The organism is Bradyrhizobium niftali (assembly GCF_004571025.1).
GTDB classification, from domain to species: domain Bacteria; phylum Pseudomonadota; class Alphaproteobacteria; order Rhizobiales; family Xanthobacteraceae; genus Bradyrhizobium; species Bradyrhizobium niftali.
On record NZ_SPQT01000001.1, the window covers coordinates 782,488 to 797,867 of the forward strand.

13 protein-coding genes are annotated in these 15,380 nt (G+C 60.8%); 7 read left to right on the forward strand and 6 right to left on the reverse strand.

Annotation, left to right across the window (positions count from 1 at the left end):
• Positions 1-3 precede the first annotated feature (3 nt).
• The gene (locus tag E4K65_RS03465) at positions 4-780 is read left to right on the forward strand and encodes a PP2C family protein-serine/threonine phosphatase (RefSeq protein WP_135172907.1); all 777 of its coding nucleotides are present in this window, start codon (positions 4-6) and stop codon (positions 778-780) included.
• Complete coding sequence (locus tag E4K65_RS03470; protein WP_135172908.1) at positions 777-2,585, forward strand: serine/threonine-protein kinase; 1,809 nt, start codon at positions 777-779, stop codon at positions 2,583-2,585. Before E4K65_RS03465 ends, E4K65_RS03470 begins: the two co-directional genes overlap by 4 nt.
• 9 nt (positions 2,586-2,594) lie before the next feature.
• Here the strand turns inward: E4K65_RS03470 and E4K65_RS03475 are convergent, their stop codons facing one another.
• Both E4K65_RS03475 and E4K65_RS03480 read right to left on the reverse strand, forming a co-directional pair.
• On the reverse strand, positions 2,595-3,578 hold the full coding sequence (locus E4K65_RS03475; protein WP_167770541.1) for a DUF4424 domain-containing protein: 984 nt from the start codon (positions 3,576-3,578) through the stop codon (positions 2,595-2,597).
• Between the two features lie 98 nt (positions 3,579-3,676).
• Positions 3,677-3,934 carry a hypothetical protein gene (locus E4K65_RS03480; RefSeq protein WP_235885450.1) on the reverse strand — a complete coding sequence of 86 codons (258 nt, stop codon included), beginning with the start codon at positions 3,932-3,934 and terminating at the stop codon, positions 3,677-3,679.
• Positions 3,935-4,117: 183 nt separating this feature from the next.
• Between E4K65_RS03480 and E4K65_RS03485 the strand changes: the two genes are divergently transcribed.
• Genes E4K65_RS03485 through E4K65_RS03495 form a run of 3 tightly spaced genes read left to right on the forward strand, consistent with a single transcriptional unit; the run spans position 4,118 to position 8,345 of the window.
• A complete protein-coding gene (locus tag E4K65_RS03485; RefSeq protein WP_135172911.1) occupies positions 4,118-5,839 on the forward strand; it encodes an NHL repeat-containing protein in 1,722 nt (573 codons plus the stop codon).
• Positions 5,840-5,878: 39 nt separating this feature from the next.
• Positions 5,879-7,678, forward strand: a complete 1,800-nt coding sequence (locus E4K65_RS03490; protein ID WP_135172912.1) for a caspase family protein — start codon at positions 5,879-5,881, stop codon at positions 7,676-7,678.
• A gap of 19 nt (positions 7,679-7,697) precedes the next feature.
• Complete coding sequence (locus tag E4K65_RS03495) at positions 7,698-8,345, forward strand: DUF4384 domain-containing protein (protein ID WP_011086390.1); 648 nt, start codon at positions 7,698-7,700, stop codon at positions 8,343-8,345.
• Positions 8,346-8,372: 27 nt separating this feature from the next.
• On the opposite strand, the gene E4K65_RS03500 is transcribed toward E4K65_RS03495, so the two are convergent.
• Complete coding sequence (locus E4K65_RS03500) at positions 8,373-9,284, reverse strand: hypothetical protein (RefSeq protein ID WP_235885451.1); 912 nt, start codon at positions 9,282-9,284, stop codon at positions 8,373-8,375.
• Positions 9,285-9,501: 217 nt separating this feature from the next.
• A complete protein-coding gene (locus E4K65_RS03505) occupies positions 9,502-11,385 on the reverse strand; it encodes a caspase family protein (protein ID WP_283813805.1) in 1,884 nt (627 codons plus the stop codon).
• A 1,132-nt stretch (positions 11,386-12,517) separates the two neighbouring features.
• Between E4K65_RS03505 and E4K65_RS03510 the strand changes: the two genes are divergently transcribed.
• A complete protein-coding gene (locus tag E4K65_RS03510) occupies positions 12,518-12,922 on the forward strand; it encodes a hypothetical protein (RefSeq protein ID WP_235885452.1) in 405 nt (134 codons plus the stop codon).
• Here the strand turns inward: E4K65_RS03510 and E4K65_RS03515 are convergent.
• The gene (locus tag E4K65_RS03515; protein WP_135172915.1) at positions 12,903-13,190 is read right to left on the reverse strand and encodes a hypothetical protein; all 288 of its coding nucleotides are present in this window, start codon (positions 13,188-13,190) and stop codon (positions 12,903-12,905) included. The genes E4K65_RS03510 and E4K65_RS03515 overlap by 20 nt on opposite strands.
• A 392-nt stretch (positions 13,191-13,582) precedes the next feature.
• On the opposite strand from E4K65_RS03515, the gene E4K65_RS03520 reads away from it, so the two are divergent.
• The gene (locus E4K65_RS03520) at positions 13,583-14,542 is read left to right on the forward strand and encodes an OmpA family protein (protein ID WP_135172916.1); all 960 of its coding nucleotides are present in this window, start codon (positions 13,583-13,585) and stop codon (positions 14,540-14,542) included.
• 69 nt (positions 14,543-14,611) lie between these two features.
• Here the strand turns inward: E4K65_RS03520 and E4K65_RS03525 are convergent, their stop codons facing one another.
• Positions 14,612-15,286, reverse strand: a complete 675-nt coding sequence (locus E4K65_RS03525; protein WP_135172917.1) for a hypothetical protein — start codon at positions 15,284-15,286, stop codon at positions 14,612-14,614.
• Positions 15,287-15,380: the final 94 nt, after the last annotated feature.

Below are 15,380 nucleotides of genomic sequence, written 5' to 3' on the forward strand. Positions count from 1 at the left end.
ACGATGGTGCATACTCCTTCCTTGTTCGATGTTGGTAGCGTTACCCATGCCGGAAGGGTGCGGGAGCGGAACGAGGATTCATGTTTGGTACGAACCGACGTTGGCCTGTGGGCCGTCGCCGACGGTATGGGTGGTCACGAGGCCGGCGATCTCGCCAGTCGCATTGTAGTGCAGTCGCTTGACGCGATCGGCACGCCAGAATCAGCCGCAGACCTGCTGGCGGAATGCGAGGAGCGGCTATTCAGCGCAAACCAGCAGATACTGGCGCTTAGTCATGAACGACAGGGTGCCACCGTCGGGACTACAGCGGCGGTTCTGCTCGTTCGCGATAGCTACTATGCCTGCATATGGGCGGGTGACAGCCGGGTTTACTTGATCAGTCGCGGCGCAATTAGCCAAGTGTCGCATGATCACAGCGAACTGGAGGAACTGATCGCCGAAGGTGCGCTGTCGCGCGAAGACGTGAATGATTGGCCGAGCAATGCCATTACACGCGCCGTCGGTGTCGCCGATGATCCGGAATTTGAGGTGGTAACAGGCCCGGCCGAGCCGGAGGATGTCTTCGTGATCTGCAGCGATGGCCTGACCAGGCACGTGCGGGACGACGAGATCCTGCAGCACGCGGCTACGCGACGCGCCCAGGCAGCTTGCGATGACATGCTCGCGCTGGCTCTTGATCGTGGCGGGCTTGACAACGTAACGATTGTGATCGTGCGACTGCTGACGCCGCGATCTCAGGAGGCGACAAGATCTCCGCTTAATCGCGAGCCGCAACCATGACCCCGAACGATCCGTTCCGACCGTCCTATCAGGGCGTGCTCCCCGGCACCCGTCTCAACGGCATCTACGAGATCGAAGCGGTGATCGGCGCGGGCGGCATGGGTGAGGTCTACAAATGCCGAGAGATCCAGACTGGATCGCCTGTTGCCGTGAAAATGCTATTGCCCGACATGGTCGATAACGAGGCGGCGCTCGCGCTGTTCCGTCGAGAGGCCGCGGCACTCCACAATCTTCCGCATGACGCGATCGTTCGCTACTTCCTGTTTACGGTGGAGCCGGTGCTGCAGCGACCGTATCTCGCGATGGAGTTCGTGAATGGCCGCTCGCTCTCGAACATGCTCGACGATGGACCGTTGACTTTCGAGGCGCTGATCAAGCTGATGCTGCGCGTCGCATCGGGACTGGAGGCTGCCCATGAGCACGGCATCATCCATCGCGACGTTTCTCCGGACAACATCATTGTTCCGCTCGACGACGTCAGGCGGGCTAAGATCATCGACTTCGGCATAGCCCGGTCGACCCAGATGGGTGACAAGACCATCATCGGCTCGGGCTTCGCTGGCAAGGACAATTACGCATCGCCGGAACAGGTAGGGTTGTACGGCAATGACGTGACTGCGAAATCCGATGTCTACAGCCTCGGTCTTGTATTGTTTCACGCCCTGACCGGACAGAAGCTCGACATGGGTGGCAGCCAGTTTCAACTGGTGGAGAAGCGCCGGCGTGTGCCCGATCTCGGTGCGGTGGATATGCGCATTCGGCCTTTGCTGGAGCGGATGCTGCAGCCTGACCCGGCATTGCGCCCGACCATGGGAGAGGTCGCCAGCTGGAAGCCGACCGGTTTGGTGCAGACGCCAGCCGCACCGTTATATGGCTTCGATCCGCTGCGGCGGCCGGAAGGCGCGGCGCCGGTGCCGCAGGACAGGATGCCGTCGACCGCGCGGAGTCTGCGCGGCCGCTGGCTGGGGGCGGGCGTGGCGGCTCTGTTACTGCTGGTCGGCGGTGGTGGATATGCCTTCTACAAGCTGGTCTGGTCAGCGCCAGGCACCGCGGTCTTGCCGCCACCTCCAAAACTCGCTGGAACAATGGCGCCGCCGAAGGTCGAGCCCGCTGGACCACAGCCCGGGCGCCAAGAGCCGGAGAAGTTGTCCGCGCAGCCGACGGCGACGCCGTCACCGGCACTCGATGGGGCGGGGCGAGCTGAGCGCATCCGCAAATACGTGGCCCAATACTCTGGCGGTGACTGCTTCTTTGTCTTGCCGATTGCCGTGAGCCCAAATGCCGCTGTCATCGAAGGGTTCGGTGCCTCGACTGCCCCATTCGACACCTTCGACAAAGCGTTTCGGCGTGAGCAGGGTTTCGAGGCTTCGATCGGCGTCAGGCAAGTGACCCAGGCGCAATGCCCAGCCGTCAAATTCTTGAGTCAGGTCGGGAGCGATCAGGCGCGAATGCCACGCATCACCCTGTCAGCGACAGAGCTGAAGGGTGGTGAAGCCCTCAATGGGACCATTGAGAACTTTGCCAACCGCGTGGTCGAGCTGCTCATGGTGTCGGATCGCGGCGAAGTCCAGAGCCTGTCCTATCTTCTGAAGCCGGGCATCGACGCGCTTTCGTTTACGCTCCCGACAGCGCGCGCGAGCGGTCCGCAATTGCTGTTGGTCGTGGCGGTTCCGCAGGTTCTGGACTCATTGCGCCAGCCGCGACCGATAGCTGCCGATACGTTCTTCCTCCAGGCGCTGAGCGAGGCTCAGCGCAACAAGGTGACTATCATCGCGGCCGCGCGCTACGTGCTGCTCACCAATTGACCGGCACGCTCAGAATGTCCCGATCACCAGGATTTTCAGGTCGGCATCCGGCTTGAAGTCGTTTGCCGTATATTCAAGCGTGTTTCCGGAAGCAGACGATGCCTTGAGCCGCCCAGGACAGAAGCTCACCAAGCGGTCGTTGCCGCCTGGGTCGATAGTCAGCTTGAACGACCGGATCGGCCCGGCCCAATTCGCGCCGGTCTTGAGCACGTATGATATGCGCCTCTCCTGCAGGTTCGCGCTGTTGGTCTGGTTACTGCCCGCGCGCTTGTCGAGCTCGGCGAGGAACGTATCCTGGACGCAGTACTCTTTCCGGTAACGGGCGACTTGCTGACCCAGTGCGCTGCTGCGGCGTAGGCTCGGGCGCAGGATGGTGTCAGGACTGGAGCCGACGCTCGGCCGGTACTGGTGTTCGACCGTGACGGTGCGCATGGGCGGAAACACCTGCTGGCGTACAGCCGAGGTCTTGATAACCCAGCCTGGCGCATACTGCTGGCGACCGTTGTCGCTCATTCCGGCAGGCATCATAAGTCCGTCGTCCACGAGCCGGGTCCGAGTCGCCGCGGGTAGGTCGCTCACCCGGATCTCGCGGCCACCAATCGGCAGCAGCGGCAGCTTGAGTTCGCGGAGCAGGGCACTGACATCCCTATTGCCAACCATGGCGCGCTGATCGACGGTCAGCGGGGCCGGGCTGCCGTCGACCCTGGTCTCGAAGTCGACGAAGTTGATCGGATCATTTGAAGGCAGTGCAATGTTCTCAGCCTCCGACAGGTCGATGTCGGGCAGCGGAAAGGCAACAGTAAGCGTGACCGGCTTGGCAGTGACGTTGGCGAATTGGTAGCGAACACTGATTCTGTCGAGCCCGATACTAAGGTTCTCGCTCTCCATGGCCACTTCATTGGTGCGTACGAACTGGAGCCCGCCGATCGACAATTCCGCAGCCGAGTCGTTGGCGCGTGCCGGCCAGCCCGTCCCAACCAGCAGCGCGACCATCAAGGCCCGTATCCGGAACGACGGTCGGATGCAGACTCCGTTCGGCAAGCTAGTCTCCATGCGGCGTCGCAACATATGCGGGTTCCATCCGATGCGGGTCAATCGATCGGCTGATAAAGATCGCCCCACTCGGACTTCCAGACCCCGTCTGGATCGCACACCACCAGCGCCAGCTTTACATCGTTTGCCAGCCGGATCGCGCCGCGAAAAGCATCCTGAGCCGGCAATTGCGCGCTGATCTGGTCGGTGGTCAGCCGTCCCCGGCTCGCGGCGGCCGGCAGCACGATTGATCCGCAGGCGCCGTCATTGTCGCGTTTCAGGAGCAGCGTGATCGCGTCGGGCTGAACTTCGCTCACTTTCTCAAATCTATTCCGGGCCATGTTTTGCACCGCAAGCTGAAGAAAATTCGGACTATCACCGTCAAGTGATAGAATTGAACGTGATTGAGATTGCTCACCACTAATTGACGCGCCGCATTAACGGCATCACGGATTAGTCGATCCGACGCTGCGATCGGTTCGGGGTACATTGAGGCGAACATGCTTCGTCCAAATCGTTGGATCTGGGTCTTCATCGTTGGCGCTGGCATTTTCGGAACCAAGGCGCATGCCGACGATACTGTCGTCCGCAGCTTTGCCAGCGGTTTGGCTGCTTCCATGGTCGGCATCGTTCCGGCCAGCGAGGACGTGGAACTCGCGGGACCACAAGCACTCAGCGCCGACGGGCAGGGCAACCTGTTTGTGCTCGATCAGGTCAATGGTCGCATCCTGCAGTTTGACCCGAAACAGCCGAGCTCAGATCCTGACGTCCTCAAGATGCCGAAGGACGTCCAGCCGACCGATCTCGTGGTCCACAACGACGACATCATGGTTTGGGACGGCGGCGTACGGACGCTGAAGGCGGCGCCAGGGCAGTCCACGCGCGGAATCGGTGGCGACGTGATCCAGCTTGAGGAGGTCTCGAGCCGTGGCGCGGACGATCAGCTCGCCGTCTCCGCTTTCGCCCAGATGGGATCGCAGGCGCCCGGCAGCGCGGCCGACTTGCTCGACCAGAATACCCGCGCGGCCATCGTCACGACGACGCGGCAGCCCGACCGGCAATATGTGGCTTCTCGAAGTAAGGGCTCGGTGATCGCCGATATCATTCCGGACAAGGGCAATGCCAGCGTTAGGGTCGAGATCCAGACAATGGTCACCAACGAGACGATCGCACAGCTAAGCCTGCGGGTGCGCAACCAGCTCGGAACGGTGGAGTTTCTTGAGATCGACAACGGCGACCGCTTCTACGTGCTTGCTGAGGACGTTCCGCCATCGGGAAAGAACGCCTCCACGTTCGTCGCACGCTATGCTGCGAACGGCCGTCTCGAAGGAATCTATGAGCTTCCTTTGGAAAATACGCCGCTGACCCGGCGGTTCGTAACTGTTTCGGGCGATGGCGATGTCTATTTCCTGCGGACCAAGCCGGACGGCATCGAAGTGGTTGGCGTCGGCTTCAGGCCTCTGACCAACGCTTCGATTATCGACGTGCGGCCGTCGCGAACGGCAGCCGCGCCGGCACCGCGATCCGACGTCAAATTTGACGCGTCGGCCGCCGTGAGACCGTCCAATCGCCAGCAGGCGATCGAGACCGCGTTTGCGTTCGAGGGCATCCAGTGGAAGCTGACGCAGGCCAACTACGGCAGCGATCCCGACAGCCAATGCAGCGGCTTCAGCCGTGTTCGTCGGCCGTGGTATCTGCAGGGAAAAGTGAACCAGGAGGTGCGCGGCGTACCTTATTGCTGGGGCTGCCACGGATCGCTCGCGAACTTCCGTCAGCGGATCGAGAGCGGAACGCTGGCTGGCAATGTGTGCACTCGCAATGCGCCACGGCCGGATGTTGCTGGCGTCGACTGTTCGGCATTCGTCAGCGCCGCGTGGGGACTTTCCGTCCACTACACGACTGCCGCTATTCCTGCGATCGCAGCCCCCGTGGCAAATCCCTGGGACCTGAGGCCCGGCGATGCGCTGAACAAGCCGGGCTCGCACGTGATGTTGTTCCTGCGGTTCACGCCCGATCGCAAGGCCGAGGTGATGGAATCCTCGACCGGTGGCTGCAACGGCCGCGTCTGCCGCAACGTCTACCCGTTGGCGAGCCTGCTTTCGCGTGGCTACGTTCCGGTCCGCTTTCGGGCGTTCGCGGATGACCAGGCGACGGTCTCAGCGAGCGCCTATCAAGAGGCCGAACCGCAGGCGGGCCGCAAGACGGCAAGCAAAAGGCGCTGAACCCGGTGTGTCGCTGGCGCTACAGAATGGATAGGAAGGATGTCGAGGTGGATCACGATGCGGATGCCCAGGGAACTTGATTGCGGGATCAAGCGGCTATGCGCCACCATCGGGCTCGCTGCGTTGATCGGGCTGATATCCCCGCACGCGCATGCGGCAGGAGGATTGTCGATCAGCAATCCGGACGGGGCGGCGGTGCGCGCGCTCGTGATCGGGATCGATGACTATCAGCACGTGCGGAAATTGAAGGGCGCGGTCGCCGACGCCACTGACATCGTGACCAGCTTGAAGAGCATGGGGGTTGGCGACGTCGTCGTACTGACTAACACACAGGCCGACAGGGCAAGCGTCTTGCGCGAGATCAGTTCACTGGTGGAGCGGACCAAGAACAACGACCTCATCTTTCTGTCGATCGCAGGTCATGGAACCCAGGAGCCGGAGCGCGTCAAGGGCTCGGAGCCGGACGGGATGGAAAACGTGTTCCTGCTGCCAGGCTTTGAAACCACGCCAACCGGGTCCGTTGAGCGTGTTCTGGGCAGTGAGTTCAACCATTTCATCCGGCAGTTCGAGCTTCGCGGAGCGAAGGTGATCTTCGTGGCTGATACCTGCCACGGCGGCGGTATGGTGCGCGATATCGATCCGCGTGCCGCTGAGATGAGCTTCCGGCAGGTCCCGCGTTACACGTTGCTGGTTGACGAACTGAAGCCGGTGTCGGACAGCAACGATCCGAAGTCGGAACTCGATCTTGACCACACGGCGTTCCTGGCTGCGGTGGACCGCTACACCAAGGCGCCGGAAGTCCGCATCCCTGGCATCGATGGCCTGCGCGGGGCTCTCAGCTATGCGGTCGCGCGGGCGGTGGAGGGGAGCGCGGACGTCAATCACGATGGGAAGGTGACGCTCAAGGAGCTCTTCAGCAATGTTCGACAGGTGGTCTATCAGCTCTCGGACCAGCGCCAGAACATCGTGACCATATCATCGCCGCCCCTGACGCCTGATACCGACATCGCCTTCGAATTGACGCGCGGTGTCGTGCTGATTCAGGGGCCGGCCGCGAGAGCGGCCTCCGGCCCGGCCGGATCCGGGGCGCCCGTCGAGGGACAAGCGCCCGCGCCGCCGGCTGTCACGGCCAAGGCACCAAACATTCCCACCCTTGCCGCGGCGGCGACCAAGGAACTTCCGACCGGCGACGCGCCGGCCCCGCTCCGTCTCGCTGCGCCAATCCGGCTGGCGGCGCTCGACGGCAAGACGAACTATTTTGCGAGCGTGGTGCCAAAGGATGTTCCCGTGCAGGCTGTTCAGCCGACGGACAATCCCGACCTGATCTGGGATCCCGTGTCGCACGACGTGATCGCGTGGGGCGACGTAGTCGCCTACGGGATCGACGTTGCCAGCCTGCCGACGGTCGTTGACCGGACAGCGGCAATTCGTGAACTGAAGCGCATTGCGACCCGGTCGCCGCAGATCATGCGCATCTGGCCGGACGATCGCCAACAGCGTGCTGGCCAGACTGTCGAAGTTGATCTGTCTGATGTGGGGTCAAGAGCGGTGTTGCTGTTCAATGTGTCTGGCGATGGCACCATCCAATTGTTGTATCCGGTGGGTTCCGATGCGGCACTGGCCCGATCGGCGAGTTTGCGCCTACCGCTCAGGGTCGGCGAGCCGTTCGGTGCGGAACAGATCGTTGCAGTGACCTCGCAGCAGCGCATGGTCGATCTTGAGACAGTCCTGATGCAGCTCAACCGGCGCCGCGCTTCGGGGCAGGTGATCAAGAGCCTCGAGCGGTACTTGCCTGCGGACGCGCGGATCGCCTCGATCGGCTTCTTCAGTGCTCCCTGACTCTTAGGGAGAGCCGGCCATGCCGTCATCGCAGCCGATCCGCCGGGAGCGACCATGGCTCGCATTCCTGCTGCTGCTGGCGGGTAGCGGAGCTTCGTCCGCAGCACCGTTGCCGTCGGCATCGCTGAATGTCGGCACGACGTATGCACCCTGGCTTTGGCCCGTACAAGCGGCGCGCAGGCAGGCCAATACCGCGAGTGTGTCCCTTCAGATCCTGCCGGGTCAGACCGTCAACCTCGGCGGCAAGGTCACGTTCGGCGTCACCGCGAGGAAGCCGGGATATCTCATTCTCGTCGACGTCGACGCGGAAGGGCGGATGTCCCAGATCTTTCCGACTCCCGAGCTATTGGCGCAGTCGGACGGACGCGACATCAATCTCGTCAAGCCCGGCGTCGAATTTGTCGTTCCAACCCCGGCGGCTCGGCAGCGTGGTTTTGAATATGTCGTCTCACCGCCGACTGGGTCAGCAGTGATGATCGCCATCCTGAGCGAGCGGCGGGTGCAGTTGCTCGATTTGCCGGACTTGCCGCGCAAGCTACAAGATCAGGCCGAGGCGTTGAGCTATCTAACGGCCTGGACCAGTGAGCTGCGCGTGCCGGACAACGGCAGCGGAAAGCTGGTGACGAATAATTGGTCGTTCGACGTCAAATCCTATTCCATCAAGTGAGCCCGGCAAGGCCAAGGCCTGTGAAGGCTAAAGCTTGCTCAGCCGACTGAAGAAGCCGCCCCGGGCGATCATGTAATGAATGTCCTTTGGAAAGGGAAAAGCGCTGCGAACGTTGGAAATCGCGCCCTGAAGGAATTCCCCGTGCTGTGGCGCCGGCTTGTGGCGCAGACTTGGCTGGTCAGCGACCTGCGGTATCATGAAGCGATCCACGTAAGCCGGGTCCAGGTCGTTGACCCTGACCATCTGGCCAAATGCCGGGAACAGGTCGTAATGACCGACCCTTACGCTAAGGTTCTTGAGAGCAGGGCGTTGTGGCTGTGCTTGATTGCCATCGGCCGTCGCCAGCCCGCGCCCGATCAGGTCCAGCTTCACCGATTGCGGGAGAGTTGATGGACCATACACGATCTCGAGCGCGCGGCCGCTCTGTCCAGACAGCCACTGGTACCAGAAGGTCGCATCGTCGGGCCGCGCATTGGCACCGTAGAGGCAGTCAAATCCCCAACAAGCCGTCAGCTTGCCCTGATACTTTCCAAGGCTCCCGACGAGATTGCGCATGCCGTTACCACCGCCGGAGTGGCATGCGATGATGAGCTTGCCGATCTGGAGCTGAGGAATGGACGTCGAGGAGAGACCCAGGAACCTGGCAAGAGCTCCAAGAATCTCTTCGAGATAGCGTTCGCCCCAGTTCGCGGTTGCCAGGTCAGACACGCTGTAGTTTCCGGCAAAGGTGTCGCCAACGGCATATTCGTAGCCCAGGAACGGCGCGATAAGCACCACGTCCTTGCCGGAATCCCGGACTTGTTCGCGCAGTCGCGCTGGATCGTTGCGGAACAGGAACTCATGGTTTTTGACGTAGAAGCCGTGAAGCCAGATCACGACATCGAACTTGGTGGCGGCTGTTGGGTGCTTTGGCGGAAGATAAACCGCCGTCGGCTTCATGCCGGGCGCCTGCCGCTTCGTGAAGAGCGTCACCCCTGGAAAGGCGCTGGCGTCCCTCTGCTCGAGCTCACACGCCACCACGCAGGTCGCTCCGCTTCGGCCAAGTCAGACACAAGGTCGTCGACCGAGCCGAGGCTAGGGTCGGCGGCTCGGCGCACTCGAGATAATCCGGCGTCCCGATAGCTTCCTGACGCCGCCGGCGTAGCATCTCGCCGCGCTAGTTGCAGACCTCGGCATTGGGATTGGCGTAGGGGCCACCTCCGCCGCGATATTCGAGATGGCAGCCGCGCTTGACGGGGCGGCACAAGAGGTCATTGCAGTAGATCTGTCCGCCGGCGCCTGATGCGCTGCGCTTGGCACCATCCGCCTGCGGCTTCGGGCTCGCCTGTCGCGGCGGAACGTCCGCTGTCGGCTGCCGACTCTGGCGGGCCGAACGATCCGCGCGCGACGGACGGTCATCCGTATTGCTCTTGGCAACCGGCTTCTTCCCGCGCTGCTTCTCGCATTCATTGTCGTCGTTGAGGAACGAGCCCTCGGCACAGGTGATTTTGCTGCACTGGTCGCCGTCGGGCCTGTAGCCGCGATCGCAGATCAGCGGGCAGACCCGCGATGGCCTAAGCTTGATCGCGTCAAGAGCATCCAGGCTTGCAAGCTTGACGTCCAGTCTGGTGCCTGCGTGCCGGTTGAAGAGAGCCAACGAGCGCTGTGAGGCCGCATTCCATTGGCCATCGACGGGGCCGGCGAAGCAGCCGACGCGGCTCAATTCGCCTTGTACGGACTTGGCGATATCGGCTCTTGCGATATCGGTCTGGCGCGGCTCGTCGCTCAGTGCCGCAAGCTTGGGCGTCTTGCTGTCCTCACCGGGCGCAGCGGCCGTGGGGTTATCCGCGACGGTACTCTCAGCGGCCGGTTTATTCCCGGAGAGTGCAGCGACGATTGTAGATTCGGATGCAGTCCGTTTCCGTTCCGCCTCGGTGGCCTGCTCCTGCGCCGCTTGCTTCGTCCTCTCGGCGGCAATCCGGGCCTCTTCCGCGGCCTTCAGATCCGCGGCCGCCTTCTCCTGTTCGGCACGCTGGGCGCCCTGGGACATCAGGCGAGCTTGTTGCTGCTCGGCCTGCTGCGCTTTCGCCGTCGCCGCGACGCGTGCGTCCTCGGCCTCGAGCTGATTAAGCTGCAGCTTGGCCAGATTTGAGTAGTATCCGTCGGGATGCTGGGTCAGGAACGCGTTCAGAGCGGGCTTGTTGCGGAGCTGCAAGGCCAATTCGTAATCGCGACGAATTTCCGACTGGGGGTTGGCTGCTTGTATCGGCTCCTCGGCCTTGGCAGCCGGAACAAGTGCAACGTCTTCGCCGCCCAGCGAGCCGTAGACATAGGGCTCCTGTCGGTTGCCTGTGGCTTGCAAGACATCGTCGCGGACGAAGCCGAAAGCCCTGCGCAAGTCGAGCCCCGGCTTTGCAATATACTTCACGAGAGCCGTCGCGTACGGACTATTCTTGCTGTTGCCATCGAGTGCGGTTAGTCCGGCTTTCGCGGCAAACGCGATCAGTGTGTTGGAGACGGCAGGTTCGACCCTGGCCAGCCCGCGGCTGATTGATCGCGAGGCAACTGTGCGCTTCATTGAGTCGGCAAACGGATTGTTGCGGCACGCGTCGACGATCACAACGCGCAGCTGCCTCGCAGGCTCGATCGCCAGCAGGACACGGTCGAGCGAGAATGCTTCGTCATAGATATCCGTGTCACGCTCGAGTCTGGCGTCTGTCGGGATCAGGTAGTTCGTTCCGTCGATCTCGATACCGTGGCCAGCATAGTACACCAAGGCAATGTCGGCATTGCGGGCCTGATCGGCGAATTCTCTCAGGGCCCGCCGCATGTCGGTCGCGGCAAGGTTGAGCCTTGAGTCAACCACGTCGAAACCAGCGCCCTTCAAGGTCGCGGCGATGGCCGCGGCGTCATTGGCCGGGTTTGGAAGCAGTGGGGCGTTTTGATAGCTGGAATTGCCGACCACCAAAGCCACGCGCTTTGTCGCCCAGGCTGGCTGAGAGGCCAGGAACAGCGAAGCGGCGAGAAGAAGACCAACTCGGAGGTGCCTGTACAATCTCATGGCGAACACCCAACCTATGCCCGTAGAATGGTAACGTCGCGAGGACGGCCGCGTAAGAAAAATTCCTGAATTCGTACGCTACTGGCGGCTGCCTATCTGCATACGGTACCGATCTCGAGCCCGATCCATTCCTATGTGTTGTTTTGAAATGCGGAGGCGTTCAAAAGGTGCGGAGGATTATTGCGGCCGGGCGTTGTGCGCCGATTCATGTGGATGATGGGCGCCCGCCAATATTGTGCTATCGTGCGACCTCTGTATAAGATGTTGATGTAAAACAGTTATTGTATTCTTGCTGGCCTGCTCGCGGCAGCGCACCAGAACGCTCTAGCGTGGTTCAAACGAAAGTTCCGCTGACGGCGATCGAGGGGACGTGAAGTCCAAGGACGGGCTCGCGGATCGACGGTCTCGGTCGCAGCTTGCATTCAGGTCAACAGCGCGGAGCAAGGCCGTCAGTTCGGCTTCGGGCAGTGATGGACTTTGCGAAGAATTCGCGTCTATCGAGCCATGGCTTGGCGGCCACGAAGCCGTAGAAGTTCTCCAGGAGCTGATCCTCCGTGAGAGAGGACGTTCTTGTGGCCCTTGTACTCGTAATCTCCCCAAGTGATGACCGTCATTTTCACGTTCCCGCCGGAGCGCTCGATCTTCGAGCGCAGGACGATCCGATGACGAGCTTGAGCCTCATCGAGCCCGACGTCGCCTGATCCGACGCGTCGAGCAAACTGGGGGTCGATCAGCAAACAGACGCGGTAGCCGGCGGCAAATAGCCGGCCCGCCCTGTCTATACTGCCGGTGCCCGACGGTGAAACACGAGATCGGCGTCTTCTTGGATGTCGGTGTAGCCGGCGCGGTGAATCTCCATCGGGGTCATGTCCGCCAGACATTGTTCCTTCGGTAGAGTCGAAATGAACCAGTCCTCCGAATTGCGGAGGACAGCGCGCGGAGATACAATCGCAAATTCCGAACTTCGGAGAAACTAATGCCTATTCCCTTGAGGATTTACATCACGCCATTTGCCGAGAGAGGGGTCGTTGAGCCCAGGCAATGGAGCAGCGACACGGCCAAGAAGGCGCTCGACGTGGTCAATACGATCTGGTCAAAGGCCAAGATCGCGTTCGTGATCAGCGATTGCCTGATGGAGAAGCCGCTCGACATGGCAAAGAGCGCACGCAGCAATGATCAGCGATTGCTGGGTGTTCTAACCTCTCGGCACGATCCGGACAATGCCATCCACATCTACCTCGTCAATTCGATTGAAAATCTGTCCGCTGGCGGAGGCTCATACCCCAATAGCGAACCCGAGCCGGCAAGCTTCGTCCAGTGGTATGGCAATGACCACGCCAATGGACGCGCCTGGGCTCACGAGCTTGGTCATCTGATGAGCCTTGATCACGTCGAGATCGATTATTCCAATGAGAAGCAGGCGGCGCAGCGCGTCAAGAACCTCATGACGATAGGATTGAGCGCCGGCTCCGACTTGACTGGCCAGCAGATCGATGCAGCCAAGGGCTCAAAGCTGGTCAAGCGATTTGGCGGATAAGTCGTCGGTCGATCGCAGAAGTCGTCGCGTCGTCCTGCAGATCGCGCGTCCGCGCGAAACGGTGCGAACGTCCTCTGCGCAAGGCGGTCTCCACTGAATTCAGCCAAACGATTACATTGCGGCAATCGACGTAGTCGTGTGCTCCCGGCCCGACGTCGAGGCGGCCGGACTTACGGCAAGTTCCATCGCGCCAGGCCTCGTAGGCGGAGCCCTTGGCGAGCCCCTTGTCGGAAATCGAAAAGCAATTGAATGACTGCGTTTCGCGCATGGCACCGACAGCCTTAGTCGAGCAAACGACGCCAAGTTCCTGTTCGCGAGAACCTCGTCGCTCCAGTTCAGACGTTTGGCTGCCGTTTCGACAGCGGTTGGGTAAGGGCTTCCAAGTCTAGGGAAGTTCCGCGAAGTCGTCGTGCTGTACGAGTTCCACGCCTATCGCGACTCCTCCTAGGTCGTCGCTGCTCCGATCGCGACAATGATGTCGCGTTGCACAGCGCACACTGCTTCGGCGCCAGATCGAAATGGGAAGAAGATCACAACCTTCGTTGTGGCTGCCGATTTCATGAACTTCTCTTCTCTTGCCCGCACTAAAAACAAGGCGGTCCTGCGCCGTCCGGCCGATCGCCGACGAGTTGCTATCTGTTTACTGCAGGTCGAAGAGACATGTTTCACAAAACTGGTCCGGGCAGGGTTGACGTCGATCTGGATTTTTCAGGAGTGGGGGTTCTGCACGCGCGGCTGTGGAATTTCGATTTCGATGACTTTGCCGGTTACCAGTTTCGGGGCTTGAAGAAGGAGCATTCCGAATTTCTGAAGAGCAAAGTGGTCCCCCTACTCGAGGACGACGCCGGTCAGATCTGGATGACGGGCTCCGCGAGCCGGATCGGTGCGGCCGATTGGAATATGACGACGTCGGCCAACCGCGTGATTACAGTCGCGCGGTCTCTGTCCGAGATGGGCATCCACCCGGAGCAAATGCAGACGCACGCCATCGGCAATACGCAGACGGCAAATCACAGGCTGGACGAAGACAGCGATAGATCGGTGGTCCTTTGGGTGCTCCCGAAGGTCTATTTCGAACCGATCATAAAGCCGGACTTGCCGCGCCCCGTTCCGCCGAAGCCAAAAGTTAGTCGAAATTTCAAGATAGCCATGCTGCTTGAGGTCGACGGTTCGATCTCGTTCGCCGCGAGAGCGGCCATCAAGCGCATCGTGAAGGGCAGGGCTGGAGCCGGAATTGCGTTTGCCAGCGCCTTGTTCTCAATATGGGACACGGAAAACAATTTGAAGTGCACCTACGTCTATGCGGCGGTCGGCCTGGGCTTTGGCTTAAGCCTTCCGAAGACTGGCGGTAGATCGGGTACCCTGCATGGTCCCTGGAATTCGTTTACGACTGAAAAGCCAATCTCCTGTTCGCAGTTCGGCAAGTCGATGCGCTTTACGACTATCGGCATAGGCGGTGTGAGCAAGAACTGGATCCTGCTGGAAACGCCCAAGGGGGTGAAGGACGTCTACTTGAGCATCAGCACCGGCACGACCATAGGCGGCGGCGCGTCGACATACCCAGCCCATCTGAGCGCTTTCGTTCCGCTGGAGAGACCAAAGCCGTTTGGCGGGCCGTGAGTGAACCGGCTCATCGTAACCTTTAGCCCGATATCGGCTCCGCCATGTCGCCGGACACCGTTTCAATGATCACAGCACGCATCCGCAGCGGGCGGATTGAGCATAGGCCAAAAGCCGAAGGTCGGCTCTAGAATGCCCCTCGCAAAAGCGATCGATGATTTGGGTCACCTTCTCACTATAGTCTCGTTGCCAGTGTCCCAACCCGTGCAGAGCGCTCTCCCGACAAGCAATCGAGTTGAGGTGAAGGATGCGCTCCATCGTACACAGCGCGCAATCGTGGAGAGTTGGCAGGTCCGGATCATTGGCAAGAGCCAAGCTCGGAAACACATCCCACCACATATAGCAGACACAGTTTAGTGTCCCCGCATCGGCTTCGCCAAGGTGAAACAAGCTGGGAGTACACCGCGGCTCGAACAATTTCGCAAATAGTTCTGCGACGGACTTCACGCAGCGGACACGGTCTTTGATCGGCACATCAGTTGAACATAGCCATCTGTTATCGCCGCTTGCGCTCGTATTTGCGAGGTAGGTTAAGCCTTGTGCGATTTGGCTGTCGGCAAATCCCTGTAATGCGGTCTCCGGGTCTTCAAACAGTCGCGTGAAATAAGACACAGCTTCTGCTGGTGGCGGGTCCCACCAATCATGTTCGGGATCGAAGTACCAAGGTGATTGCTGAAAGCGGACCTCGCGTCCAAACGAGTGATCCAGCCAATCATCAAACGAGAGCTTTTGCAGGCGCATCATAAAGTCCGCATTCCCGGAGACATGAAGCGCACAATGCTATGCTAGACCCGGAATTAAGCCAACGCGCGACCAATCGATGAGCGAGATCGGTTCT

Bases quoted from the DNA above. Each gene is read 5' to 3' on its own strand.
- E4K65_RS03465 (WP_135172907.1), top strand. From the start codon at position 4: ATGGTGCATACTCCTTCCTTGTTCGATGTTGGTAGCGTTACCCATGCC.
- E4K65_RS03470 (WP_135172908.1), top strand. From the start codon at position 777: ATGACCCCGAACGATCCGTTCCGACCGTCCTATCAGGGCGTGCTCCCC.
- E4K65_RS03475 (WP_167770541.1), bottom strand. From the start codon at position 3,578: ATGGTCGCGCTGCTGGTTGGGACGGGCTGGCCGGCACGCGCCAACGAC.
- E4K65_RS03485 (WP_135172911.1), top strand. From the start codon at position 4,118: ATGCTTCGTCCAAATCGTTGGATCTGGGTCTTCATCGTTGGCGCTGGC.
- E4K65_RS03490 (WP_135172912.1), top strand. From the start codon at position 5,879: ATGTCGAGGTGGATCACGATGCGGATGCCCAGGGAACTTGATTGCGGG.
- E4K65_RS03495 (WP_011086390.1), top strand. From the start codon at position 7,698: ATGCCGTCATCGCAGCCGATCCGCCGGGAGCGACCATGGCTCGCATTC.
- E4K65_RS03500 (WP_235885451.1), bottom strand. From the start codon at position 9,284: ATGAAGCCGACGGCGGTTTATCTTCCGCCAAAGCACCCAACAGCCGCC.
- E4K65_RS03505 (WP_283813805.1), bottom strand. From the start codon at position 11,385: ATGAGATTGTACAGGCACCTCCGAGTTGGTCTTCTTCTCGCCGCTTCG.
- E4K65_RS03510 (WP_235885452.1), top strand. From the start codon at position 12,518: ATGGAGAAGCCGCTCGACATGGCAAAGAGCGCACGCAGCAATGATCAG.
- E4K65_RS03515 (WP_135172915.1), bottom strand. From the start codon at position 13,190: ATGCGCGAAACGCAGTCATTCAATTGCTTTTCGATTTCCGACAAGGGG.
- E4K65_RS03520 (WP_135172916.1), top strand. From the start codon at position 13,583: ATGTTTCACAAAACTGGTCCGGGCAGGGTTGACGTCGATCTGGATTTT.
- E4K65_RS03525 (WP_135172917.1), bottom strand. From the start codon at position 15,286: ATGATGCGCCTGCAAAAGCTCTCGTTTGATGATTGGCTGGATCACTCG.